At 70.0% G+C, this 23,350-nt stretch carries 22 protein-coding genes; 9 read left to right on the plus strand and 13 right to left on the minus strand.

Annotation, left to right across the window (positions count from 1 at the left end; all coding sequences use genetic code 11):
- Positions 1-20 precede the first annotated feature (20 nt).
- The 3 genes from ACQEVY_RS19945 (at position 21) to ACQEVY_RS19955 (ending at position 1,394) form a co-directional block, all read left to right on the plus strand.
- Positions 21-638 (plus strand): flavin reductase family protein, encoded by a 618-nt coding sequence (locus tag ACQEVY_RS19945; RefSeq protein WP_432950365.1) that lies wholly within the window; start codon positions 21-23, stop codon positions 636-638.
- 91 nt (positions 639-729) lie between these two features.
- Entirely contained in the window at positions 730-999 is a 270-nt protein-coding gene (locus ACQEVY_RS19950) for a hypothetical protein (protein ID WP_165344920.1), read from the plus strand.
- Entirely contained in the window at positions 996-1,394 is a 399-nt protein-coding gene (locus ACQEVY_RS19955) for a PIN domain-containing protein (RefSeq protein ID WP_432950368.1), read from the plus strand. Before ACQEVY_RS19950 ends, ACQEVY_RS19955 begins: the two co-directional genes overlap by 4 nt.
- On the opposite strand, the gene ACQEVY_RS19960 is transcribed toward ACQEVY_RS19955, so the two are convergent.
- Positions 1,381-2,733, minus strand: coding sequence for an MFS transporter (locus ACQEVY_RS19960; RefSeq protein WP_432950370.1), 1,353 nt, complete (start codon positions 2,731-2,733; stop codon positions 1,381-1,383). The two genes, ACQEVY_RS19955 and ACQEVY_RS19960, sit on opposite strands and share 14 nt — an antisense overlap.
- A 71-nt stretch (positions 2,734-2,804) precedes the next feature.
- Here ACQEVY_RS19960 and ACQEVY_RS19965 point away from each other — a divergent pair, with 71 nt between their 5' ends.
- Entirely contained in the window at positions 2,805-3,809 is a 1,005-nt protein-coding gene (locus ACQEVY_RS19965) for a GlxA family transcriptional regulator (protein ID WP_432950372.1), read from the plus strand.
- Between the two features lie 28 nt (positions 3,810-3,837).
- Here the strand turns inward: ACQEVY_RS19965 and ACQEVY_RS19970 are convergent, their stop codons facing one another.
- From ACQEVY_RS19970 to ACQEVY_RS19980, 3 genes are read right to left on the minus strand one after another with little or no spacing between them, the layout of a single operon-like run.
- Positions 3,838-4,887, minus strand: coding sequence for a Zn-dependent alcohol dehydrogenase (locus tag ACQEVY_RS19970; protein WP_432950374.1), 1,050 nt, complete (start codon positions 4,885-4,887; stop codon positions 3,838-3,840).
- A 9-nt stretch (positions 4,888-4,896) separates the two neighbouring features.
- Entirely contained in the window at positions 4,897-6,054 is a 1,158-nt protein-coding gene (locus ACQEVY_RS19975) for an acyl-CoA dehydrogenase family protein (RefSeq protein WP_432950376.1), read from the minus strand.
- Between the two features lie 25 nt (positions 6,055-6,079).
- Positions 6,080-6,994, minus strand: a complete 915-nt coding sequence (locus tag ACQEVY_RS19980; protein WP_432950378.1) for an SDR family oxidoreductase — start codon at positions 6,992-6,994, stop codon at positions 6,080-6,082.
- A 104-nt stretch (positions 6,995-7,098) separates the two neighbouring features.
- Between ACQEVY_RS19980 and ACQEVY_RS19985 the strand changes: the two genes are divergently transcribed.
- Complete coding sequence (locus tag ACQEVY_RS19985) at positions 7,099-8,025, plus strand: cyclase family protein (RefSeq protein ID WP_432950380.1); 927 nt, start codon at positions 7,099-7,101, stop codon at positions 8,023-8,025.
- A gap of 613 nt (positions 8,026-8,638) precedes the next feature.
- On the opposite strand, the gene ACQEVY_RS19990 is transcribed toward ACQEVY_RS19985, so the two are convergent.
- From ACQEVY_RS19990 to ACQEVY_RS20005, 4 genes are all read right to left on the minus strand, one after another.
- Positions 8,639-9,190 (minus strand): ATP-binding protein, encoded by a 552-nt coding sequence (locus ACQEVY_RS19990; protein WP_432950382.1) that lies wholly within the window; start codon positions 9,188-9,190, stop codon positions 8,639-8,641.
- A gap of 486 nt (positions 9,191-9,676) precedes the next feature.
- Positions 9,677-10,552, minus strand: coding sequence for an acyl-CoA dehydrogenase family protein (locus ACQEVY_RS19995; RefSeq protein ID WP_432955306.1), 876 nt, complete (start codon positions 10,550-10,552; stop codon positions 9,677-9,679).
- An 8-nt stretch (positions 10,553-10,560) separates the two neighbouring features.
- A complete protein-coding gene (locus ACQEVY_RS20000; RefSeq protein ID WP_432950384.1) occupies positions 10,561-11,715 on the minus strand; it encodes an acyl-CoA dehydrogenase in 1,155 nt (384 codons plus the stop codon).
- Positions 11,715-12,908: an amidohydrolase family protein gene (locus ACQEVY_RS20005; protein ID WP_432950386.1), complete on the minus strand. Its 1,194-nt coding sequence runs from the start codon at positions 12,906-12,908 to the stop codon at positions 11,715-11,717. Before ACQEVY_RS20005 ends, ACQEVY_RS20000 begins: the two co-directional genes overlap by 1 nt.
- 160 nt (positions 12,909-13,068) lie before the next feature.
- Between ACQEVY_RS20005 and ACQEVY_RS20010 the strand changes: the two genes are divergently transcribed.
- Entirely contained in the window at positions 13,069-14,607 is a 1,539-nt protein-coding gene (locus ACQEVY_RS20010; protein ID WP_432950388.1) for a class I adenylate-forming enzyme family protein, read from the plus strand.
- A gap of 22 nt (positions 14,608-14,629) precedes the next feature.
- Here ACQEVY_RS20010 and ACQEVY_RS20015 read toward each other — a convergent pair whose 3' ends face one another.
- Together ACQEVY_RS20015 and ACQEVY_RS20020 are read right to left on the minus strand one after the other, a co-directional pair.
- Positions 14,630-15,142: an EF-hand domain-containing protein gene (locus tag ACQEVY_RS20015; RefSeq protein ID WP_432950389.1), complete on the minus strand. Its 513-nt coding sequence runs from the start codon at positions 15,140-15,142 to the stop codon at positions 14,630-14,632.
- A 226-nt stretch (positions 15,143-15,368) separates the two neighbouring features.
- The gene (locus ACQEVY_RS20020; protein WP_328769654.1) at positions 15,369-15,743 is read right to left on the minus strand and encodes an STAS domain-containing protein; all 375 of its coding nucleotides are present in this window, start codon (positions 15,741-15,743) and stop codon (positions 15,369-15,371) included.
- 465 nt (positions 15,744-16,208) lie between these two features.
- Here ACQEVY_RS20020 and ACQEVY_RS20025 point away from each other — a divergent pair, with 465 nt between their 5' ends.
- The gene (locus ACQEVY_RS20025) at positions 16,209-16,790 is read left to right on the plus strand and encodes an RNA polymerase sigma factor (RefSeq protein ID WP_328769655.1); all 582 of its coding nucleotides are present in this window, start codon (positions 16,209-16,211) and stop codon (positions 16,788-16,790) included.
- A complete protein-coding gene (locus ACQEVY_RS20030) occupies positions 16,787-18,226 on the plus strand; it encodes a zf-HC2 domain-containing protein (RefSeq protein ID WP_432950392.1) in 1,440 nt (479 codons plus the stop codon). Before ACQEVY_RS20025 ends, ACQEVY_RS20030 begins: the two co-directional genes overlap by 4 nt.
- A 182-nt stretch (positions 18,227-18,408) precedes the next feature.
- On the opposite strand, the gene purU is transcribed toward ACQEVY_RS20030, so the two are convergent.
- Both purU and ACQEVY_RS20040 read right to left on the minus strand, forming a co-directional pair.
- A complete protein-coding gene (gene purU, locus ACQEVY_RS20035) occupies positions 18,409-19,302 on the minus strand; it encodes a formyltetrahydrofolate deformylase (protein WP_432950394.1) in 894 nt (297 codons plus the stop codon).
- A gap of 91 nt (positions 19,303-19,393) precedes the next feature.
- A complete protein-coding gene (locus tag ACQEVY_RS20040; protein ID WP_432950396.1) occupies positions 19,394-19,894 on the minus strand; it encodes an SCO4402 family protein in 501 nt (166 codons plus the stop codon).
- Between the two features lie 118 nt (positions 19,895-20,012).
- Here ACQEVY_RS20040 and ACQEVY_RS20045 point away from each other — a divergent pair, with 118 nt between their 5' ends.
- Positions 20,013-21,299 (plus strand): ABC transporter substrate-binding protein, encoded by a 1,287-nt coding sequence (locus ACQEVY_RS20045; protein ID WP_432950398.1) that lies wholly within the window; start codon positions 20,013-20,015, stop codon positions 21,297-21,299.
- A gap of 105 nt (positions 21,300-21,404) precedes the next feature.
- Here ACQEVY_RS20045 and ACQEVY_RS20050 read toward each other — a convergent pair whose 3' ends face one another.
- Positions 21,405-23,000, minus strand: a complete 1,596-nt coding sequence (locus ACQEVY_RS20050) for a hypothetical protein (RefSeq protein ID WP_432955308.1) — start codon at positions 22,998-23,000, stop codon at positions 21,405-21,407.
- Between the last annotated feature and the right edge of the window lie 350 nt (positions 23,001-23,350).

The raw sequence follows: 23,350 nt of genomic DNA on the forward strand, positions 1-23,350 counted from the left end.
CAGGTTCAATGGAGGGCGTGATGGGACACGCAGGGATGGCCGCAGCGGCCGTCCGTTACCTCAGGTCGGCCGGGGTCTCCACCGTCGCGGGACCGGTCGAGGCCTTGCCGCGGCCGGATCTGCGGGCTGTCGGGGACGATGAGCGGGCGCCGGTCGATCAGGGCGAATTCCGGCGCGTACTGGGGAACTTCGCGACCGGGGTGACCGTTGTCACCGCACCCGCCGCTGACGGCGAGGATGGCCCCGCCGGCTTCGCCTGCCAGTCCTTCTCCTCCCTCTCTCTCGATCCGCCGCTGGTCGTGTTCATGGTCGCGCGTACGTCGACGACGTGGCCGCGGATCGCTCGCGCGGGCGTGTTCTGCGTAAACGTACTGGCGGCGCACCAGGGCGAGTTGTGCCGTGGGTTCGCGGTGAGCGGGGCGGACAAGTTCGCTGGGGTCGTCTATGACGCGGCCCCGGTGTCGGGGTCGCCGCGGCTGGAGGGGGCGCTCGCGTGGATCGACTGCGCGATCCATGCCGTGCACACCGGCGGGGACCATTTGATCGTGGTGGGGAGGGTGGAGGCGCTGGGGGCGATGGACGGGGACGGCGCGCCTTTGCTGTTTTACCGGGGACGGTTCGGACGCTTGAGCGACTGAAGCGGGGATTTCCCGGAAGGCGTTCATCAGTGCGAGTGATTCGTAGGACCAGGACTCTCACTGTGCGCAGTGGCTGGCTTACCGTCGAGGCGTGAATGAACCAACACGGATCGATGTATCCGAACTCAACGAACCGGGCGTACTGACCCAGTTGGTCGCCGGTCCTACGCCCATCGAGGTCACCGACCACGGCGAGGTCATCCATGTGATCGACGGGCGGAACAAGGTGCTCACTGCCGAAGAGATGATTGCCTTCTGGGAGTCCGGCGGCGGTATCGACCGGGAGATGCTGGACGAGATCGACGCGATGTTCTGCGACACGGACGAGTACACGGAGCACGGCAGCGAGGACCCTCGGTGATCTCTACCACCGCCCTCGCGGACACCTCGTTCTTCGTGGCCCGCGAGACTGGACGCCCCATGGCCACGGCCATGTCGCGCGGCATTCTCATTTCGACCATCACCATCGGCGAGCTGTCGCTCGGTGTTCAGGCTGCTCGCACCGAAGCGGATCGCAGTCGACGGCTTGCCACGCTGCTGATGGCTTCCGAGCACGAAGTGGTGGCCCCCAACCGCATCGTCGCCTCCGTATGGTCCCAGCTGATGTCTGAGATAACCCGGTCCGGCCGTCGCCTGCCCAAGGCCCGCGTCAACGATGGCTGGATCGCCGCCACAGCGCGCGCCCACGGCGTCCCCGTCATCACCCAAGACGCCGGCTTCGCCGCCTTCCCCGGCGTCCAGGTCATCCGGGTGTGACCGCGAGACCGGCCGCCGCCACGGCCGGCCGCCTCCGGATCACCAGCGCCATCAGCGCCGCCGCCGCGCACAGCGCCCCCGAGGCATACCAGACCACGTCGTACGAGCCGAAGGTGTCGCGGGCGAAGCCGCCGAGGAAGGCTACGAGGGCGGCGCCCACCTGGTGGGAGGCCAGGACCCAGCCGAAGACGATCGCGCTGTCGTCGCCGTACTGCTCGCGGCACAGGGCGAGGGTCGGCGGGACGGTGGCCACCCAGTCGAGGCCGTAGAAGACGATGAAGAAGAGCATCGGGAGCTGTACCGAGGGCGCCAGCAGCATCGGCAGGAACAGCAGCGATATGCCGCGCAGGGCGTAGTAGACGGCCAGCAGTCGCCGTGGTTCGAAGCGGTCCGTGAACCAGCCGGAGGCGATCGTGCCGACGACGTCGAAGACCCCGATGACCGCGAGCAGCGAAGCCGCCGCCGTGATCGGCATGCCATGGTCGTGGGCGGCGGGCACGAAGTGCGTCTGGATCAGGCCGTTCGTCGACGCTCCGCAGATCGCGAAGGTACCGGCCAGCAGCCAGAAGGGGCCCGTACGGACTGCCGAGAAGAGGACGTTCAGCGTGCGGCGGGCCGCGCCGGGCACGGGTGGCGGCTTCTCCACGAACTCCGGTGCACCGTACGGCTTCAGGCCCACGTCCGCCGGATGGTCCCGCAGCAGCAGCCATACGAAGGGGACGACGGCGAGGGCCGCCAGCGCCACCGTCACGGCGGCTGGACGCCAGTCGTGCTCCGAGACGATCCACGACAGCAGCGGCAGGAAGATCAGCTGACCTGAGGCCGAGGCCGCCGTGAGGATGCCCGTCACCAGTCCGCGCCGCTCGGTGAACCACCGGTTGGTGACCGTCGCCGCGAACGCCAGCGCCATCGAGCCCGACCCCAGCCCGACCAGCAGCCCCCAGCACAGGATCAGCTGCCACGCCGCCGTCATCCATACGGTCGTGCCCGAGCCGATCGCGATCACGAGCAGCGCGACCGCGACCACCCGGCGGATCCCGAAACGGTCCATCAGCGCAGCGGCGAACGGCGCGGTCAGCCCGTACAACGCGAGATTGACGGACACCGCGAGCCCGATCGTGCCGCGCGACCAGTGGAACTCCTGGTGCAGCGGATCAAAGAGCAGGCCCGGCAGGGAGCGGAAGGCCGCGGCGCCGAGGATCGTCACGAAGGTGACGGCGGCGACGAACCACGCACGGTGCACGCGCACGGTCCGGCGCCGCTTTCTCTCGCTCTCGGGTTCCTGGTCCTGGACGGCTGAGGCGTCCTGAACGTCTGAGGCTTCGGTCGACTGCGTCACGTCATAGAGCTTCTGTGCTGCGACGACCGCGATCGAGTGGCCCGAAGGACAGCCTTCGCTAGGATCGGGCCATGAGTGGTCTTCCGCCTCGGCATCGCGTCGTCGTCCTCGCCCTGGACGGGCTCCTCCCCTTCGAACTGGGCATCCCGCAGCGGATCTTCGGCCGCGCGAGGACCGCCGAGGGGCGGCCGCTGTACGAGGTCGTCACCTGCTCGATCCGGCCGCCCGGCCCGGTCGAGACCGACGCCGACTTCGCCGTGCTCGTCGAGAACGGCCCCGAGGCGCTGGCCACGGCCGACACCGTCGTCGTGCCCTCCTCGTACGAACTCGGCTCGGTCTTCGAGGAGGGTGTGCTCACCGACGAACTGGCCGCCGCCCTCGGTCACATCCGGCCCGGCACCCGCCTGGTCTCCATCTGCACCGGCGCCTACGTCCTGGCCGCCGCCGGCTGCCTCGACGGCCGCCCGGCGACCACGCACTGGTTCCACGCCGAGCACTTCCAGCGGCTCTTCCCGAAGATCAAGGTCGACGCGGACGTGCTCTTCGTGGACGACGGGGACGTCCTCACCTCCGCCGGGGTCGCGGCCGGGATCGACCTGTGCATCCATCTCGTACGCCGCGATCACGGCACCGCCGTCGCCAACGACGTGGCCCGCCGCACCGTCGTACCGCCGCACCGTGACGGCGGCCAGGCGCAGTACATCCAGCGGCCGGTGCCCGAGCCGCAGGTGGCGACCACGACCGCCGCCCGCGCCTGGGCGCTGGCCCGCCTCCACGAACCGATCCAGCTACGCGACATGGCCGAGCAGGAGTCCATGTCGGTACGCACCTTCACGCGCCGTTTCCGCGAGGAGGCCGGTGTCAGCCCCGGTCAGTGGCTCACCCAGCAGCGCGTCGAACGCGCCCGCCACCTCCTGGAGTCCACCGACCTGTCCATCGACCAGGTGGCCCGCGACGCCGGCTTCGGCACGGCTCAGTCGATGCGGCAGCACCTCCAGGCGGCGCTCGGGGTCACACCGAGCGCGTACCGGCGTACGTTCCGGTCGGACAACCTCCGTGTGAACAGCGGGAGTTGAGGCATCCCCGGGCCTCGGGCCTCGGGCCTCAGAAGGTCAGCACCCCTCTCGCCACCCGCCCCGCCTCCGCGTCCGCCTTCGCCTTCTCGAAGTCCTCGACCGGATAGGTCGCCGTCACCAGCTCGTCCAGCAGCAGGCGGCCTTCGCGGTACAGCTGGGCGTACAGGGCGATGTCGCGCTGTGGGCGGGAGGAGCCGTAGCGGCAGCCCAGGATCGACTTGTCCAGGTACATCGAGGAGACGAGGAAGGTCGCTTCCGCGGTGGCGGGCGGGACGCCGAGCAGGATTGCCTGGCCGTGGCGGTCGAGCAGGTCGATGGCCTGGCGGATGAGTTCGACTCGGCCCACGCACTCGAAGGCGTGGTCCGCGCCCGTCGGGAGGATGTCCCGCACACCCTCGGTCGACGTGAGGAAGTGCGTCGCGCCGAACTGCCTCGCCGCCGCCTCCTTCGCCGGGTTCGCGTCCACGGCGACGATCGTGGACGCGCCCGCGATACGGGCCCCCTGGATGACGTTCAGCCCGATCCCGCCCGTACCGATGACGAGCACGCTGTCACCATGGTCCACGCGCGCGCGGTTGAGCACCGCGCCTACGCCGGTGAGCACCCCGCAGCCGATCAGGGCCGCGGAAGACAGCGGGATGTCGTCGGGGATGCGGACCGCCTGGACGGCCTTCACCAAGGTGCGTTCCGCGAACGCCGAGTTGGACGCGAACTGGTACACCGGCCGGCCGTCCCGCGAGAACGGCTGCCCCGGCCGCCCGATCGCCTTGCGGCACATCGTCGGCCGCCCCCGGTCGCACTCCGCGCAGGCACCGCAGTTCGCCAGCGTGGAGAGCGACACATGGTCTCCGGGCCGGACGTGCGTGACGCCCGCGCCCACCGCCTCGACCACACCCGCGCCCTCATGCCCGAGCACCACGGGAACGGGGAACGGAATGGTCCCGTCCACCACCGAGAGGTCGCTGTGGCACAGCCCAGCCGCCGAGATCGCCACTTGCACCTCGCCCGGCCCCACGTCCCGTATCTCCAGGTCGTCCGCGACCTGAGCCTGCTTCCCGTCGAAGATCACGCCCCGCATTTGGCCACCTCAGCCCTTCGGTTCCCTCGGCAGGCCGAGCACCCGCTCGGCGATGATGGTGCGCTGGATCTCGTCCGAGCCGCCGTAGATGGTGTCGGCCCGGCTGAACAGGAACAGGTGTTGCAGGGGGTCCAGTTCGTACGGTTCTGAAGGCGCCCAGTCCGCCGGCCCGACCGTCGCCTCGCCGCCCCGTACCTGCATCGCCAGCTCCCCGAGCCGCTGATGCCAGCGACCCCACAGCAGCTTGGCGACACTGGGAGCCCCGGCGTCCGCAGAAGACCCTGGACCCCAACTGCCCAGGGTCCGCAGCGCGTTCCACCGCATGGTCCGCAGCTCGGCCCACTGCCGCACCAGACGGTCGCGTACGACGGGATCGTCCGCCGCACCCGTCGAGACAGCCGTCTTCAGGACCCGCCCCAACTCCTCTGCGAAGCCCACCTGCTGGGCCAGCGTGGAGACCCCCCGCTCGAAGCCGAGCAGCCCCATCGCGACCCGCCAGCCCTGCCCTTCGCCGCCGACAACGTGCTCCACGCGCGCGTGCGCCCCGTCGAAGAAGACCTCGTTGAACTCACTGGTCCCCGTCATCTGCCGGATCGGCCGCACCTCGATCCGCCCCGGCTGATCCATCGGAACCAGCAGAAAGCTCAGCCCGTGGTGCCGCCGCGACTCCGGCTCGGTACGGGCCAGCACGAAGCACCAGTCCGCCTCATGGGCGAGGGAGGTCCAGATCTTCTGGCCGCTCACCCGGTACGTAGCCCCGTCGCGTACGGCAGCGGTGCGCACCCCGGCGAGGTCCGACCCCGCCCCCGGCTCGCTGTACCCCTGGCACCACAGCTCCTCGCCGCGGGCTATCGGCGGCAGAAAGCGGCTCTTCTGTTCCTCGGAACCGTGCGCGAGGAGCGTCGGGGCCAGCAGGTTCTCCCCGATGTGACCCGACCGGGCGGGGGCGTCGGAACGAGCGTACTCCTCGGCCCAAACGACCTGCTGGATGAGGCTGGCGGTGCGGTTGCCGTATCCGCCGGCCTCCCAGCCGAGCCCGATCCAGCCGGCCCGGCCGAGCTCGCGCTCCCACTCCCGCCGGGGCGGGTCGCCGACAAGGTGCGTACGCAGCCAGGCTCGTACCTCACTCCGGAAGGCCTCGTCCTCGGCGCTGAACCCGAACTCCATACGTCCGCAACCCCTTAGTGCGTTGTTATGCGTTCGGCCGCGTCTTCTCCGAAGCCGCCTTGGCCATCGCCTCCAACTGCTCCAGCATCGGCATCGGATCCACACCCACCGTCCCCGGCAGGAAGTCCGCGATCCGCTCCGGGGTCCAGGGCGTGCCCTCCGCGTACGCCGCCCGCAGCTCCCTCGGCTGCGCCCACACCGCGATCTTGGGTCCGGCGATCGTGTAGACCTGCCCGGTGATTCCCTCGTCGCGGGCCCGGGCCGACAGCAGGTAGACGACCAGTGCCGCCACGTCTTCCGGTTCGCCGATTTCCTTGAGCTCCATGGGTACGTTCGCCGACATGCGCGTACGGGCGACGGGTGCCACCGCGTTGGCGGTCACCCCGTACTTGTGCAGGCCGAGCGCGGCGCTCCGTACCAGCGAGATGATGCCGCCCTTCGCGGCGCTGTAGTTGGCCTGGGAGACGGACCCCTGGTGGTTGCCGCTGGTGAAGCCGATCAGCGTGCCCGAGCCCTGCTTCCGCATCACCGCGGAGGCGGCGCGGAAGACCGTGAACGTGCCCTTCAGGTGCGTGGCGAGGACCGGGTCCCACTCCTCCTCGGACATGTTGAACAGCATGCGTTCGCGCAGGATCCCGGCCACGCAGACGACGCCGTCGAGCCGGCCGTACGACGACAGCGCGGTGTCGACGACGCGCTGTCCGCCCGCCATCGTGGAGATGTCGTCGGCGACGGCGACCGCGTCACCGCCGGCCGTCAGGATCTCCTTCACCACGGAGTCGGCGATGTCGCTGGTCGGTGAACCGCCGTCGACGGAGACTCCGTAGTCGTTGACGACGACTCGCGCTCCCTCGGCGGCTGCCGCGAGCGCGACGGCGCGTCCGATGCCCCGTCCCGCTCCGGTTACGGCGACGACCTTGTCTGCCAAGAAGTTCCCCACACCGGCCCCTTCCCGTCCCGCAGTTTCTGACGGACCGTTAGATTCGGATTCAGTGCGATTCTACGACCCGTCAGATACCTGACGACAAGCCCCGGGAGGCCCCGATGTCACTGCCGGCCGAGTTCCATGACATCGCCAAGCGCGTGAACAACTGGGGGCGTTGGGGCGCCGACGACGAGATCGGCACGCTGAACCTGATCACCGACGAGGTCGTACGCGAGGCCGCCGCGACCGTCCGCACCGGCCGGCGCGTCCCGCTCGCGCTCCCCCTCCAGCAGGACGGGGTGCAGACCGGGATGATCCCGGGGCGCGTCAACCCGCTGCACGCCATGGTGCAGATCAACCAGGAGATCTTCGGTCCCGGCACGGTCGCCTGCAGCGACGACGCCGTGACGATGGGGCTGCAGGCGGCGACCCACTGGGATGCGCTCAGCCATGTCTCGCACTCGGGGAAGATCTACAACGGTCGTCCGGCCGACACCGTCACGGCGCACGCGGGCGCGGAGTTCAGTGGTATCGACAAGCCTCGGCACATCGTGTCGCGCGGCGTCCTGCTGGATGTGGCCCGGGCGCGCGGGACGGATCGCCTGGCGGGCGATCATGCGGTGACGCCGGAGGATCTGGAGGCGGCCGAGGAGTTGGCGGGCACCACGGTCCGCTCCGGTGACATCGTTCTCGTACGCACCGGGCAGATTCAGCTCTATCTGGCGGGCGACAAGCACGCGTACGCGTACCCCTCACCCGGGCTGTCCGTGCGTACTCCGGAGTGGTTTCACGCGCGCGATGTCGCGGCGGTCGCGAATGACACCCTCACCTTTGAGGTGTTTCCGCCGGAAATAGAGGGGTTGTGGCTGCCTGTCCATGCCCTCGATCTCGTTGAGATGGGCATGCTTCAGGGTCAGAACTGGAATCTCGAAGAGTTGTCCACAGCCTGTGGACAAGAATCCCGCTATACGTCTCTGCTGTCGGCGATGCCTGAACCGTTCGTCGGCGGCACGGGAACTCCTGTGGCGCCGGTCGCCATCCTCTGAGCTCCCGATCCCCCGGGCTCCCAGTCCTGAGTTCGCACCGATCCGGTGTCGCACTGATCGGCTGGCGGCGCGCTCCGCTGCCCCGAGCACGGCACTGCGCGCCGCCATCCGGCTCCGGCGTACCCGCCCTGCCCCTCGGACGAACCCCGCTCGTGCGAGGACACCCCGTGGCCCTGTAGGAGCCGACGCCGAATTGCGACTCGCACTCGTCGAGGGTTCCCCGTCACCGGAACCCTCGTCGTCCCCTCACGGCGAATCGCTGACCACAAGCGTGATCAAACGGACACGTCACGTCAACACCTGGCCGGTGGTTCTGGAAGCATTGACCGGCGCACTCGGCCAGGCCGTCCCTCCGGGTTCTGAACGGAGTGCGTTCCGTGCGCTATCGCTGCGCTGGCGGTGCGGTTCGAAGGTGCGGGTGCGCTGTGGCTTGTCGCGCAGTTCCCCGCGCCCCTAAAGGGGCGCTGGACCGCGCCGCTGCTTCGGATGGCGCGCCCTGGGTGCGCCTTGCCCAGCACTGGATGCGCGCTCGACACTGCGGGTTCGTCGTGGCTGGTCGCGCAGTTCCCCGCGCCCCTGAAGGGGCCTGCGGCCCCCCTCAGGCGCGGCTTTCTCAGACCGCCTCGTACGCCAAGTCCTCGTACGCCGACTTGCCGGCGCAGTACGCCCCCGTGCCGCCCTCGTACGTCGCAGGAGCCGTCTCGCACGTTGTCGTGGTCGCGCTGTGGGCTGAACTGCGGTCTACCTCGCACCAGATGCGTTTGCCTGCGCCCTCTGGGCTCCAGCCCCAGCGGTCGGCCAGGCCGTCTACCAGTGCCAGGCCGCGGCCGCCTGTTTCGTCGTTGTCGACGCAGCGGGGGCGTGGTGGGCGGGCGCTTGTGTCGGCCACTTCCAGGCGGACTGTGGCGGGGGCCTGGCCCGAAGTGCCGTCCACCGCACCCGCGTCGGGCGCCGCACCCGGCAGGGACAAGCGCAGTACGGCTGGACTGCCGGTGTGGACCACGGCGTTGGTGACCAGTTCGGAGACGAGGAGGATCAGTGTCTCGGCCAGTGGCTCGTCGACTCTTATGGCCGAGCCGGCAATCCGCGAACGGACCCATCTCCGGGCTCGCCCCACCTCTGCGGGGTCGGGCCGGATCTCCAGCTGCACTTGAAGCACCTGCACCGCTCACACCATCCGAACCGGCGGACACATCGCCTCGTGACCGAGGGCCACAATCATGGGCAGAACAGGGATCACGGACTGTGATTCCCTTGCGTGACAGCATGGTTGACGTACAGTCACCCCAACAAGCGCTTCGGGCATATTCCAGCGCGAAGGAGTATGCGTACGGCATACTGTGCGACGCTCGTCACGGGGAGTCGAACGGGCTGGACCGGGGCTTGATCCCGCCCTGCGAGGGCGGCGCATCGCCGGGTCCGGAGCCGCCTCAAAGGCAACACCGGGATGGCTCGGCCTCAGAACCACTCGCATCCCACACAAGGTACCGGAGCTCACCGCTGACTCCAGGCCGTGACGAGTCACACCTCGGACACAACCCGATATCGACGCACGGTAATTCCGGTCTGCCACATTCCGTGGCATCCGTCCGTTTCGGGGTGCCACGATCGGCGACAAAGGGCTCGTGCGGCGGCCGTTCACGGGGCTCGCCTACCGTGCCGCCGGGGACAGCAGATCCTCCGCGAGTGCCTCCTCGGCGTCCGCCGTGCCGCGTCCCCGCCTGGCCCGCACCCAGGCGCGTTTGAGGTGAAGGTGCACGTCGGACTCCCATGTGAAGCCCATGCCGCCGTGCACCTGGAGGCAGTCGCGGGCGCCCCGTTCGGCTGCCTCGTCGGCGAGCAGTCCGGCCGCGGCGATGTCGAGCGGGTCGGCGGTGACGGCGGCCGCGTAGACCGCGACGCGGGCCACCTCCACGCGCACCAGCATCTCCGCGCACAGGTGCTTGACCGCCTGAAAGGCCCCGATCGGCTGCCCGAACTGCTCGCGCGCCCGGGCGTGTTGCACGGCCGCTTCGCAGGTACGCGCTGCCGATCCGAGTTGCTCGGCGGCGGTGAGCAGGGCCGCGACGGGATCGGGTGGGGCGGCCTGCGGGACACGGTGAAGGGGCGTCAGCGGGTCCGCCGAGCGCATCGCGACCGCTCCCGTCACGTCCCCGCGTACGACGTCGGCCTCGTCCAGCCACTCCACGAGGGTGCCGTCCACGGCTGCGACGACACATTCGCCGGTGGCGGCTCCGGGGACCTCGCCGGCCGCCAGGTGGGTGGCCACCAGCGGGCCTGGGAGCAGGGCGCGGCCCGCCTCCTCGAAGGCCAGGACCGCCTCCGGGAGTCCGAGTCCGACACCGCCGTCCGCCTCGGGGAGCCGCAGCGCGAAGAAGCCCGCCTCGCCGAGTTCGCGCCACAGGGCGCGGTCGAGGCCCGGGGTGTCCACGGCGGCCCGGAGCTGTTCGCGTCCGAAGCGGCGGGTGAGGAGTTCACGTACGCCTGCTTGCAACGCCCGCTGGTCCTCCGTGAGTTGGAAGCGCATGTGTCGGGTCACCGCCCCTTCGGGAGGCCCAGGATCCGCTCGGCCACGATGTTCCGCTGGATCTGTGAGGTGCCGGCGGCGATGGTGTAGGAGAGGGATGACAGCCGGTCCAGGGTCCATTCGGTGGAGAGGTCGAGCGACTCGGGGCCGAGGACGTCGGCGGCGGTGTCGTACAGCTCCTGCCGCGCGTGTGAGTACCTCAGTTTGAAAACCGAACCCCCGATGCCGGGGACGCCACCCGTCCGTTCGGACTCACCGACGTTCCACTGCGTGAGCCGCCACAAGATACGGAATTCGGCGTTCAGCCTGCCCAGTCGGCGTCGTAGCACCGGGTCGTCCCAGCGGCCGTTCTTCCGTGCCTCGCGGGCCAGTTCGCCCAGTACGCGACGGCAGGCCACGACCTCGCCTACGAAGGCCGTGCCGCGTTCGAAGGAGAGGGTCACCATGGTCACGCGCCAGCCGTCGTTCTCCGGGCCGACTCGGTTGGCCACCGGGACCCGCACCTCGTCGAGGAAGACCTCCGCGAACTCGGTGGAGCCCGCGAGGGTGCGCAAGGGGCGGACCGTGATCCCTGGGGCGTCCATCGGCATCGCGAGCCAGGAGATGCCCCGGTGTTTGGGCGCCTGGGGATCCGTACGCACCAACAGCTCGCACCAGTCGGCGACTTCCGCATGGGAAGTCCAGATTTTGGACCCACTCACTACGTAGTCGTCGCCGTCCCGCCACGCGCGCGTGCGCAACGCCGCGAGGTCCGAGCCGGCGTCCGGCTCGCTGAACCCCTGGCACCACACCTCCTCACCGCGCAGCACGGGCGGCAGCCAGCGCGCCCGCTGCTCGGCGGTGCCCTCGGCCGCGATCGTCGGCCCGGCGTGCAGCAGGCCGACGAAATTGGCCCCTACGTAGGGGGCGCCCGCCTTTTCCGTCTCCTCCAGGAAGATCAGATGCTGGGTCGGAGTCGCCCCGCGCCCGCCCGCGTCTACGGGCCAGTGCAGGCCCGCGTACCCGGCGTCGTGCAGCATGCGCTGCCAGCCGAGGTCGTACGCGCGCCGGGCCGGCCAGTCGTCGGGGGACGGCTTCGGGGGCAGCGTGGGGAGCACCTTGCCCAGCCACTCACGCAGCCGCGCTCGGAACTCCTCCTCTTCGGGCGTGTACGCGAGGTCCATTACTTGTCGAAGTCCAGGTCCAGCATGCGGATCGCGTTGCCGCGCATCAGCTTGTAGACCGTCTCGTCGTCGAGGCCCTTCACATGGTCGAGGGCGACCTCCTTGGTGTGCGGGAAGGTCGAGTCGACGTGCGGGTAGTCGGTCTCGAAGGTCGCGTTGTCGCGGCCGACCACGTCCAGCGAGGCGACGCCGTGCTTGTCGCGGAAGAAGCAGCAGAAGATCTGCCGGTAGTAGTACGTCGACGGGGGCTCGGGGATCAGGTCGCGCACCCCGCCCCAGGCGCGGTGCTCCTCCCAGACGTCGTCGGCGCGCTCCAGGGCGTACGGAATCCAGCCCATCTGTCCTTCGGAGTAGGCGAGCTTGAGCTGCGGGAACTTCACCAGGACGCCGCTGAACAGGAAGTCCATCATCGAGGCCATCGCGTTGTTGAAGCTGAGCGAGGCCTGGACGGCGGGGGGTGCGTCCGGGGAGGCGGCGGGCATCTGGGAGGACGACCCGATGTGCATGTTGACGACCGTTCCGGTCTCCTGGCAGATCGCGAAGAACGGGTCCCAGTAGCCGGAGTGGATGGACGGCAGCCCCAGGTAGGTGGGGATCTCGGAGAAGGTCACCGCCTTGACGCCGCGCGCCGCGTTCCGCTTGATCTCGGCGACCGCGAGGTCGATGTCCCACAGGGGGATGATGCACAGCGGGATGAGCCGGCCGCCGCTGTCGCCGCACCACTCCTCGACCATGAAGTCGTTGTACGCGCGCACGCAGGCCAGGGCCACTTCCTTGTCGTGCGCCTCGGCGAAGGTCTGCCCGCAGAAGCGCGGAAAGGTCGGGAAGCACAGGCTCGCCTCGACGTGGTTGGCTTCCATGTCCTTGAGGCGCTCGACCGGGTCCCAGCAGCCCGGCCGCATCTCCGCGCGCGTGATGCCCTCCAGCGTCATCTCGTCGCGGTCGAAGCCGACGGCGGCGATATTGCGCTTGTACGGGAACTTGAGGTCCTCGTAGATCCACCAGTCGGTCGGCGGCCCGTCCGGGTCCATCGTGATCTGGTACTTGCCGCCCACGTACGCGAGGTCCCCGATGCCGGCGGTCAGCGGCTTCGGCCCGCGGTCCTGGTACTTCTTCGGCAGCCAGGTCTCGAAGAGGTGCGCGGGCTCGATGACGTGGTCGTCGACGCTGATGATCCGAGGCAGTTCGGTCATGGGTTCAGTCCCCTCCGGCGGGCGGGTACGAGGGCCCGTATCTGATGGACCGTCAGAAAGAAGGCTAGCTCCGCACCCCTGGACCGACAAGGCGGCGCGGCCTACGCTCCTGGCTACGATCTGACTAGCCGTCAGTTTTAGGCCTCTTGGGGGAGCCGTCGTGACTGCTGATACCGCGCATGCCCTCGGTACCTCGCGCACCTTCTGGGAGCTCGTCGAGCGTCGTGCCGAGCTCACGCCCCGCCGTCCCGTCCTCCTCCAGGACGACCGCACCCTCACCTTCGAGGAGCTGCGTTCGGGGGCGGAGAGGGCCGCTGCGGGCCTGTACGACATGGGAGTGCGCCCCGGCTCGGTCGTCGCCTGGCAGCTGCCCACGCGGATCGAGACGGTGCTGCTGGCGATGGCCCTGGCGCGGCTCGGGGCCGTGCAGACTCCGGTCATCCCCTTCTACCGGGACCGTGAAGTCGCCTTCGCGCTACGGGAGTCCGAGGCCGCGTACTTCGCCGTGCCGGGCCAGTGGCGCGGCTTCGACCACACGGAGATGGCGCACCGCATCGGGGCGCGGGGCGTCTTCGAGGCGTACGACTCGCTGCCCGACGGCGATCCGGACGTACTGCCCCCGCCGCCCACCGACGGCACCGACGTGCGCTGGATCTACTGGACCTCGGGCACCACCTCCGACCCCAAGGGCGTACTGCACACGGACCGGTCGCTGATCGCGGGCGGGTCGTGTCTGGCGCACGCGCTGCATCTGTCGGCGGACGATGTCGGCTCGATCGCGTTTCCCTTCGCGCATATCGGCGGCCCGGACTATCTGGTGATGCTGCTGCTGTACGGGTTCCCGGCGGTGCTTTTCGAGAAGTTCGCGCTGCCGGAGTCCCTGGAGGGGTATCGCAAGCACGGGGTGACGGTGGCGGGCGGGTCGACGGCGTTCTACTCGATGTTCCTCGCTGAGCAGCGCAAGCAGCCCGGCACTCCGGTCATCCCGACGCTGCGGCTGCTCGCGGGCGGCGGGGCACCGAAACCGCCGGAGCTGCACCATGCCGTCGTGCGCGAGTTGGGGGTCCAACTCACGCACGGGTACGGCATGACCGAGGTGCCGATGATCACGATGGGGTCGCCGGACGACACCCCTGAGGACCTCGCGACGACCGAGGGGCGGCCTCCGGAGGGCATGGAGATACGGATTGTGGACGGCGAGGTGCGGCTGCGCGGGGAGGCCGTATGCCAGGGCTATCTGGACCCGGCGCAGACCGCCGAGGCCTTCGACGAGGACGGTTTTCTCATCACCGGGGACCTTGGGCGGCTCACGGAGAGCGGTCATCTGGTCCTCACCGGCCGCCTGAAGGACGTCATCATCCGCAAGGGCGAGAACATATCGGCCAAGGAGATCGAGGATCTGCTGCACCGGCATCCGGACGTCGGAGACGCCGCGGTGATCGGGCTGCCGGACGCCGAGCGCGGGGAGCGGGTGTGCGCGGTGGTCGAACAGCCGCCGGGGGCTTCGGCGTTGACACTGGAGGCGGTGACTTCGTATCTCCGCGCGGAAGGGCTGTCCGTACACAAGCTGCCTGAGCAGTTGGAGGTGGTGGACGCCCTTCCGCGCAACGAGACGCTGCGGAAGGTCCTCAAGTACAAGCTGAGGGAGCGTTTTTCGGGGTCTACAGGGGCCGCATCAAGTAATGCGGCCTCTACGTAGGGGACGAAGTAGGGGGCGAAAACTACTCGGGCACCGTGAAGTAGCGGGCGAAGGCGGTCACGATCTCCGGCTCGGTGATGCGGCCGTCGGCGTCCGCGTCGAGGGTGCCGGCCGCGGTGGTGGCGAGGTCGTCGGGTACTCCGAGGACCTTGAGGACGCGCGCGGCTTCATCGATCGTCACCGCGCCGTCCTGGTCGCTGTCGGCCACGGCGAGGGCCGCGTCCAGGAACGGGCGGGCGATGTCGGCGAACCGGTCCGGGTTGTCGCGGAGCCGCTTGACGGCGCCGTTCACGAACTCCTCGCGGGTGATCCGCTGGTCGCCGTCCCGGTCGGCTATCCCGGCCATGCCCTGCCAGAAGGCCTCAGCGCCGATGTAGAGGGCCTGCCCTCTGTCGGACCGGGCCGTCGTATCGAACTCGGCGAGCAGCTTCTTGGCCGCGCCGCTGAAGTCCTCGCGGTCGATATAGCCGTTGCCGTCCTGGTCGAAGGTGGCGAACCGGGCGGCGATCCGTCGCTCGTACTCGGTGCTGACCATGTCTTTTCAGGCCGCCTTACACATCAGATGGGGTGCGTCTGGCAGGGAGCGTACGACGCCGGGCGCTCCTGGGGAGCAGAAAACGACGCTTGTGCCAAGGACGGGGGAATTCCGCGACAACGCCGTGGCGAAGTCTCAAGGGCGATATTTCAGGGGCAGTCGGCGTTTACGCGTGACGAAGATCACGCCGACAGAAACGGTTCTCGGGTGCTCGGCCCGCAGGTGCTCAGGCCGACAGCGGGCTCGACTCGTCGTCCACGGCCGCGTCGACGTCCGGGTAGACGTCGAAGAGGCGGCGTACGCCGAGGGCGCCCAGGACGCGGTTGACATGCGAACCGTCCACGGCTCCCTGGGCGGGGAGGATGAGCCGGAGCTCGCCCTGACAGGAGCGGATCAGCCGACGGGTGGCTATCAGTACGCCGACGCCGCTGGAGTCGCAGAACAGCACTTCGGAGAGGTCGACCACGATGCTGCGGCGGCCGTCGGCCACGGCATCGTGCACCCGCTGTCGCAGTACCGGTGACGTCACCAGATCCATCTCGCCCGATACCTGGAGCACGGCCCAGCCGCCCTGCTCGCCGTCGGTCACCCTGAGCGTCACGCGCCTGCCTCTCCCTCGACGATGCTGACCTTGAACCAGGCGCCCCTGCACCGGGCCCCGAAAGGTCCCTGTAGACCCCGTAGATCCCGACAGGCCCTCAGAGCCAGGGGACGGAAGGGGAAGTGATTCCTACACTTCCCTGGGTGCGCGGCTGCCCCACCTTCGCTCCGTGAAACACCCGAATCCCGAATTGAATTGGGTCCCGGGCGCCCCCCGATTCGGTCGTACGCGGTCTACTTCGATCCTGTCTGATCAGAAGCAGAAAGGGTAGGCGCATGCACAGCGTGAGGAGAGCACTACCATCCGCGGCCCTCTCAGGGGCGCGCATTGCCGTAAAGGGACGTGCGCCGTAAGGGCCGACGACTACATTCGGGAAGATGCCGGGGACGCGGATCCGACGAGGTCCGAGGAGAATCCGGTGAACAAGGGACAGGTGCCGGGCACGACCGGGGTGAGGGGGGCCGCATGGCCGACAGGGACGCGCCGCCCCGCTGGGACCGCAAGATGCAGCAGCGGCTCGCACGAGGGGAGGCTGCCGCACTCGGTGAGCTTTACGACCGTTTCTCTTCACTTGTGCACGCTCTTGCCTATCGCGTGCTCAGTGACGAACGCGCCGCCGACAGCATCACCCGCGAGGTGTTCGCCCACGCCTGGGAGAACCCGGACGCGTACGACCCCAGGCAGGGCCCCCTCCGCTCCTGGATCGCCACGCTGACCCACCGGCTCGCTGTGCGGCGCCTGCGGGAGACCGAGGCGGCCGCGCTCGCCGAGGGCGGCCCGGGCAGCGCGGAGGAACTGGAGCGCAGGGTGCGTCGCGCCTCGGTGGCCGCCCGCGCCGACTACATCGTCACGGCGATGCCCGCCCCGCTGCGCGCGGCCCTGGACCTGGCGTACGTACAGCGCCGCGACTACCGCCAGGCCGCCGCCGACCTGGACGTCACCGAGGACGAGGCCCGCCGCCGGCTCCGTCTCGGCCTCCAACTGCTGGCCACCGCCCACGACAGCGGACCGTCCGGGGCCCTGCCCGAAGACGGGGGTGGACGGTGAGCGACGCGGACCACTTCGGGGCGTACGACGGGAACGACGGAGAAGAGAAGGGCGACACCCACGACGCGCAGGCCGCGCCTGGGGAGCACGCGGAAGCGGAGGGGGAGCACCTCGGCCCTGTGGGTGCCCAGGGCAAGGGGCCGCCCGGAGTAGCCGGACCACCCGGCCAGAACGGCTGGGACAGCAGCAACGGACCGCAAGGTCCGGGCGACTCCAAGGGCCCCGGCAGCGGTCAAGAGTCCGGAGGCCCGCTGCCCATCCCCATGCCGCGTTCCTCCGTGGAGGACACCGGGATGCCGCTGCCCGATCCGCCGCCGGCGCCGCTGCTGCTCGAACACCGGGTGCTGCAGTCGTTGCTCGGCGCCTGGGCGCTGGCCGCGTGCTCGCCGGAGGAGACGGCGGCCGTCGAAGAGCACCTCGGCCTCTGCGGGGCCTGCGCCGACGAGGCGCTGCGGCTGCGCGAGGCCGTCGGGCTGCTGCACAAACCGGAGAGCCTCGACCTGGATCCGCGGCTGCGCTGCCGGGTCCTCGAGGGGGCTCTCGAGCGACGCCCGCCCCGTATCCCGGTGCCCGACTGGGCCGTCCCGTACGACGCGGAGGCCGCCCGCCTCGACGCGCTGCTCCAGGACTTCGGCGACGCCGAGTGGCACGCGCCCGTACGGCTGCACTGGTTCGAGGGCGACAAGCCCACGAGCCGGCGTACGACCGTCGCCAAGGTCATCGCCCACCTGCTGGCCGTCGACGGCCTCGTCACCCTCGCCCTCGGCCTCGACGACCCGCTCGGCGACATCACCGCGCCCGCGCAGACCCCGGCGGGCCGCACCGAGGCCTTCTGGCAGGCGGCGCACTTCCCGCACACCCGGTCCGTACGGGGACCCTGGCGCGAGCAGAGCCACAACCTCGTGCGTACGGCGTCGTTCGCGGGCGGAGGCTCCGGGCAGCTGTCCGTGCCGTACGGCGACTTCGAACTCCCGCTGCGGGACGCGATGCTGGACCGGGCCTTCGAGTGCTGGGTGCATGCCGCGGACATCGCGGACGCCGTGGACTATCCGTACGAGCCGCCCGCGCCGCGGCAGCTGTACCGGATACTCGAACTCGCCGCCCGCATGCTGCCCCGGGTGCTGGCCGCCCGCCGCCAGGCGGGGCTCGCCGGGCCCGGCAGCGCGCGGCATCTCGTGCCGGCCGGTACGCCAGGCCGCACCCTGCGCCTGGAGATCGAGGGCTCCGGTGGTGGCGAGTGGCTCATCCCGCTCGACTCCCCCGGCGCGCTGGCGTCCGCCGACCTCGAAGTGGCCCATGTGGCGCTCGACGGCGTCGAGTTCTGCCGACTGGCGGCCGGCCATATCTCACCCCTGGAGGCGGCGGCCGGACAGAAGGGCGACCGGGAGGCGATCAGGGACGTATTGTTCGCGGCGGCTTCAATGAGCCGGATGTAGGGGGCGTACGCCCACACGCCAGGCGTCAGGGCGCTTCTGAAGCGTGCTGAGCCGACTTCCCGAAGTCCGGCGCGATACGGCGCCCCGTCAGGGGCGCGGGGCTGTGACATGTGCGGCTCCGCCGCGGGGCCCGACCAGCCACAACGAACCCGCAGCTTCGAACCGCACCCCCAGCGGAGCGCCTACGCGAAGACGACCGTGCGCCGTCCGTTCAGCAGGATCCGGCGCTCCGCGTGCCACTTGACCGCGCGTGCCAGCGCCTGGCACTCCACATCGCGCCCTACGGCGACGAGTTGTTCCGGCGTGACCTCATGGCCCACGCGCTCGACCTCCTGCTCGATGATCGGGCCCTCGTCGAGGTCGGCCGTCACATAGTGCGCGGTGGCACCGATCAGCTTCACACCGCGCGCGTGCGCCTGGTGATACGGCTTCGCGCCCTTGAAGCTCGGCAGGAAGGAGTGGTGAATGTTGATGATCCGGCCGCTCAACTGCTTGCACAGGTCGTCGGAGAGGACCTGCATATAGCGGGCGAGAACGACCAGCTCGACCTTCTCCTCGCGCACGAGCTCCAGGAGCTGCGCCTCGGCCTGCGCCTTCGTGTCCTTGGCGACCGGGAGGTGGTGGAAGGGGATGTCGTACGAGGCGACGAGTTCGGCGAAGTCGGTGTGGTTGGACACCACGGCGGCGATCTCGACGGGCAGCGCGCCGATCCGGGCGCGGAACAGCAGGTCGTTCAGGCAGTGGCCGAACTTGCTGACCATGAGGACGACGCGCATCTTCTCCTCGGCGCGGTCCAGCTGCCAGTCCATCTGGAAGGAGTCACCGATCGCGGCGAAGCTGGCGCGCAGCTTGTCCAGGCTGACCGGAGGTTCCGCGGAGAAGTGGACCCGCATGAAGAACAGTCCCGTGTCGTGGTCGCCGAACTGCTGGCTGTCCTCGATGTTGCACCCGGTCATGAAGAGGTAGCTCGACACGGCGTGCACGATCCCCTTCTTGTCCGGGCAGGAGAGGGTCAGCACGTACTGGTCGGCCTGGTAGGCGGCGGGCTCGGCCCTGCGCACGGACTGCTCGGTCATGCCTGCCAGGGTCCCATATCGGTACGACACGATGAGTACTCGTCCCACTTCACGGACGTACGGCCGGAGGGGTGGGCATACGTGAATACGGTCAGGCGGACCGAGTCATGATCCGGAGGACCTCGAGTGTGCGCGGCGGTACGTCCGGGTCCTCCCCGTCGCTCGCCGCCATTCGCACATGCGCGTCGCGGGCGGCCCGTATGGCCTCGGGCCACGCCTGGTGGTCGAGGTACGCGGAGACGGGCGCGTCCGGACCCACCTGGTGCATGATCCGCAGTACGCGCAGTACGGCGGTGTCGACGAGTGCCGCCTCCTGCGAGTCCCGGAAGATCGTGCCGACGTATTTCTCGGCGGACCAGTTGTCCAGCCAGGTGTCCTCGACGAGGCGGTACACGGCGTCGGTGACGTCGCCGTACCCGTCCACGCCCGCGAGCCAGACGTTCTGCTGGAATCCGGGGTCGGAGAGCATGTGCAGCGCGGAGCGCACATTGCTGCGCCAGCGCCACCACGGCATGTCGTTGAGTGCCATGCCGCCCATGGTGGATGAGCGGCGGCCATGACGGGAAGACTTCTCCGAACCTTGCACGGTCACCGATCGTACGTTCCCGCCCGAAACAGTCCTCATGGACCCCTGCTATTCACCTTTGCGTAACCGAATGTTGAAGCAAGATCACTCGGGCATTTGGAATGTGGCGGAATCGTGCATGCTCATGACCGGCAGGCGTAGCACCCCCCACCGTCTCAGCTCCCGACGCGTCAAGGCCAGCATGCTGTCCGCGGGCGCCCTGGTGGCGTGTGCCTCCCTGGCCGCTGGATGCGGGGTGGTCTCCGGGGTCACGGGGGGCTCCGGAGGCGACACCGTCACCGTCATGACCATGGCGCCGGAGAAGACCAAGGCGACGAACAAGCCCGGTATGCCCGCCATGGCGAAGGCCTATGCCCGCTGGATCAACAAGGGCGGCGGCATCAACGGCCGCAAGCTGAACGTCATCACCTGCAACGACCAGAACGACTCGGTGCGCGCCGCCGAGTGTGCCCGGCGCGCGGTCAAGGAGGACGTCGTCGCGGTCGTGGGCTCGTACAGCCAGTACGGCCGTTCCCTCCTCTCCCCGCTGGAGGCGGCCGGCATCCCGTACATAGGCGGATACGGCCTCACCGACGACGAGTTCACCAGTCCGCTCTCCTATCCCGTCAACGGCGGCCAGCCGGCGCTGCTGGCCGGACTCGGCCGGGAGCTCGCCACGAACTGCGGCCCCGTCGCCCTCGTACGCCCCGACACGATCGCCGGTGACGAGCTGCCGGTACTGCTCGACTCCGGGCTCTCCGCCGAGAAGCACGCGGAGGCCGCCGATCTGCGGGCCGCCGACGACGCCACGGAGTACTCGCGGCATGCCGAGCAGGCGATCGAGCGGGCCACCTCCGACCCCACGGGCAAGAAGGGGTGCGTGGTGCCCGCGCTCGGCGACCGCACCAGCACCTTCATGGACTCCTTCCGGCGCATCGCCGACGACTATCCGTCGGTGCGGACCGCGACCGTGCTCGGCAGCGTCGACCAGTCGGTGATCAACGCCACGGGCCGTACGTACGAGGGGTCGTACGTCACCGGCTGGTACCCCGCGTCGAGCGACTCGCGGTGGAAAGCGATGCGCGACGTGATCCAGAAGGAAGCCTTCGGCGACAACCGGATCGACGCCTCGGACGCGGGCGTGCAGACCACGTGGATCGCCTACGAGGTCCTGAAGAAGACCGTCGAGTCACTGGGCGACGGCGAGGTGTCCGCCCGCACGGTGCGGCGGGCGCTGGACGACGGCCTGAAGATCGAAACGGCCGGGCTGACGCCCACGCTGAGCTGGGCCTTCTCGGACTTGATCGCGGCGAGCGGCTTCCCGCGGCTGATCAACTCGAACGTGACGTTCCAGGTGGTGCGGGACGGGCAACTGGTGGCGGCTCGGAAGGGGTTCACTAACGTGTCCCGGATCCTCGAAAACGCCGGCTAGCGCCCCGTCAGGGGCGCGGGGAACTGCGCGACCAGCCACGACGGGCCTGCAGTCGCCCATGAACCGAACGCACCCACCCGGTAGGCGCCGCCAGACCGGCGAAGGTCACAGCTGCGTGGGCTGACGCTCCGTCAAGCCGTACGTCTGGGCGATGGCGTTCCACAGCGGAGCGGCCTTCGCCTTCTGGGTAGTTGCGGTGCCGGATTCGCGGTTGCCCGCCCGCGTTTGGGGCGTGGTGCGGGCCTTGCCCTTGGGGCAGCCCTTCTTGGCGGCTACCTGGTCGGCCCAGGCCGCGTAGTGGTTGTCCGCCGCGGCGGAGGCCTTCCAGGCGCTGTTGAGGGCGGCGGTCAACTGGGCGTGGTTGGGCAGCTTGTCGACGGAAAGGCCCGCGAGACGGGTGACCAGTCCGTTGCGCTGAGTGGCAGCGTTACGCAGGTCGGTGGCGGCCTGACCGAGATTGGTGCACGTCCGTACGTTGGATACGGCCCTGATCACCGCGTCACGGCTGTCGTTGCTGTCCGCCAGGAGCTTGTCGAGGGCCACGGCCTGCGCCTTGGCCGGGTCGGCGGAGGCGGACGGCGACTCCTCCGCGGTGGGGGCGGTGGCTGCCACGGTCTTGTTCTCGTCGCCGCCGTCGTCACCTCCGCTGTCGCTGAGCATGGCGCCCGCGCCGATACCGAGCACGGCGATGCCGACGCCCACGGCGGCGATGAGGGGGATACGGCCCCGGCTCCTGCCACCGTTGCCGTTGCCATGGCCGCTGTCCGCAGCCCCACGCTCGCGCCGGGCTGCGGCCCGTCCGCCGGGCGCCCCCGGCAGGTCGACCTGCGGCAACTGCTGCGTGGCGTTCGGACCGTCCGAGGACTCCCGAAAGAGGTTGTCGAACTCGGCCGGCGGCTGCCGATCACCCGGCGCACCCGGCCGTATCCCGTACGCCGCGCCGCCCCCGCCGGGCTGCGCGGGAACCGGCGGGATGTACTGCGTGGCCTGGGCGTCCGGGTCGCCGTCGGCGGCGGGAGGCATGGGCCCGGCGCCCGCCCCTGCGGCGGCGGCTCCTGCGGCGGGCATCGGCCCCAGACCGCCCTGCCGAACCCGCCCGAGGAACCGCGTCGCCTCGGCCTCGGACCCCGCCGGCGCCTCCGGCGGCAGAGCCCCCGGACCCACCGGAGGGATGTACTGGGTGGCCCCCTCATCACCGGGCGCCCCGGCCGGAACCGGCGGCAGGTACTGGGTGGCGCCTTCATCAGCACCAGCTGCGGGCGGCAGGGGCGCCGAGTGCCTGCCCTGCGCTTGCGCCGGAATCTCGGCGGGAGGAAGGGGTGCCGCTTGACCGGCTGAGGTCTGCGAGGGGTCGTACGCGGCTAGTGCCGGGGAGCCTGCGGGGGCGCCGGGCGTCTGCTGAGCTGTGGAGCGGGCGGCCCCCTGCGGTGCCGGATGCTGAGCCGAGGGAAGCGGCGACGCCTGACCCGACTGTGGCTGGGAGGCGCCGTAGACATCGGGCGCCTGCGAGGCGGCGGGCTCAGCAGGCCCGTGCGGGGCGCCGTGCCTGCCGGATCCGTGCGGCACCGACTGCCCGGCGAAATCTGGCAAGGGCGCGTAGCCGCCCGGCGCCTGCGCCCCAGCCGGGGCACCCGGCATCTGCGGTGCCGGATTCTCCGACGGAGGCAGCGGCGCCGTCTGACCAAGAGCAGCCTGCGGCATGCCGTGCGCATCTGTCGTCTGCGAACCGGCGCCGGCGGCCGCCTGCGGAGCGCCGTATCCGATCTGGGGCTGCTGTCCCGCGGAGCCACCCGGCATCTGCGGCGTCGGGTTCTCCGCCGGAGGCAGCGGCGCATTCTGGCCATCGGCAGCCTGCGACATGCCGTACGCATCCGGCGCCTGCGAACCAGTGGAGCCGGCAGCCGCCTGCGGAGCGCCGTATCCGATCTGGGGCTGCCCCGCAGAGCCGCCCGGCGTCTGCGGTGCCCCGTACCCCTCAGCCCCCTGTGGCGGCGGGGTCTGGCCCTCCGGAGGAAGCCCTCCCGCGTCAGCCGACTGCCCCGCCTGGGGAG

This window comes from Streptomyces sp. CA-288835 (assembly GCF_050936385.1).
Taxonomy (GTDB): Bacteria; Actinomycetota; Actinomycetes; order Streptomycetales; family Streptomycetaceae; genus Streptomyces.

What these genes read in the sequence shown, in the direction of transcription:
- ACQEVY_RS19945 (WP_432950365.1), top strand. Translation starts at nt 21, where the DNA reads ATGGGACACGCAGGGATGGCCGCAGCGGCCGTCCGTTACCTCAGGTCG.
- ACQEVY_RS19965 (WP_432950372.1), top strand. Translation starts at nt 2,805, where the DNA reads ATGAGTGGTCTTCCGCCTCGGCATCGCGTCGTCGTCCTCGCCCTGGAC.
- ACQEVY_RS19970 (WP_432950374.1), bottom strand. Translation starts at nt 4,887, where the DNA reads ATGCGGGGCGTGATCTTCGACGGGAAGCAGGCTCAGGTCGCGGACGAC.
- ACQEVY_RS19975 (WP_432950376.1), bottom strand. Translation starts at nt 6,054, where the DNA reads ATGGAGTTCGGGTTCAGCGCCGAGGACGAGGCCTTCCGGAGTGAGGTA.
- ACQEVY_RS19985 (WP_432950380.1), top strand. Translation starts at nt 7,099, where the DNA reads ATGTCACTGCCGGCCGAGTTCCATGACATCGCCAAGCGCGTGAACAAC.
- ACQEVY_RS19995 (WP_432955306.1), bottom strand. Translation starts at nt 10,552, where the DNA reads ATGCGCTTCCAACTCACGGAGGACCAGCGGGCGTTGCAAGCAGGCGTA.
- ACQEVY_RS20000 (WP_432950384.1), bottom strand. Translation starts at nt 11,715, where the DNA reads ATGGACCTCGCGTACACGCCCGAAGAGGAGGAGTTCCGAGCGCGGCTG.
- ACQEVY_RS20005 (WP_432950386.1), bottom strand. Translation starts at nt 12,908, where the DNA reads ATGACCGAACTGCCTCGGATCATCAGCGTCGACGACCACGTCATCGAG.
- ACQEVY_RS20015 (WP_432950389.1), bottom strand. Translation starts at nt 15,142, where the DNA reads ATGGTCAGCACCGAGTACGAGCGACGGATCGCCGCCCGGTTCGCCACC.
- ACQEVY_RS20025 (WP_328769655.1), top strand. Translation starts at nt 16,209, where the DNA reads ATGGCCGACAGGGACGCGCCGCCCCGCTGGGACCGCAAGATGCAGCAG.
- purU (WP_432950394.1), bottom strand. Translation starts at nt 19,302, where the DNA reads ATGACCGAGCAGTCCGTGCGCAGGGCCGAGCCCGCCGCCTACCAGGCC.
- ACQEVY_RS20045 (WP_432950398.1), top strand. Translation starts at nt 20,013, where the DNA reads ATGACCGGCAGGCGTAGCACCCCCCACCGTCTCAGCTCCCGACGCGTC.
- ACQEVY_RS20050 (WP_432955308.1), bottom strand. Translation starts at nt 23,000, where the DNA reads ATGCCGCAGGCTGCTCTTGGTCAGACGGCGCCGCTGCCTCCGTCGGAG.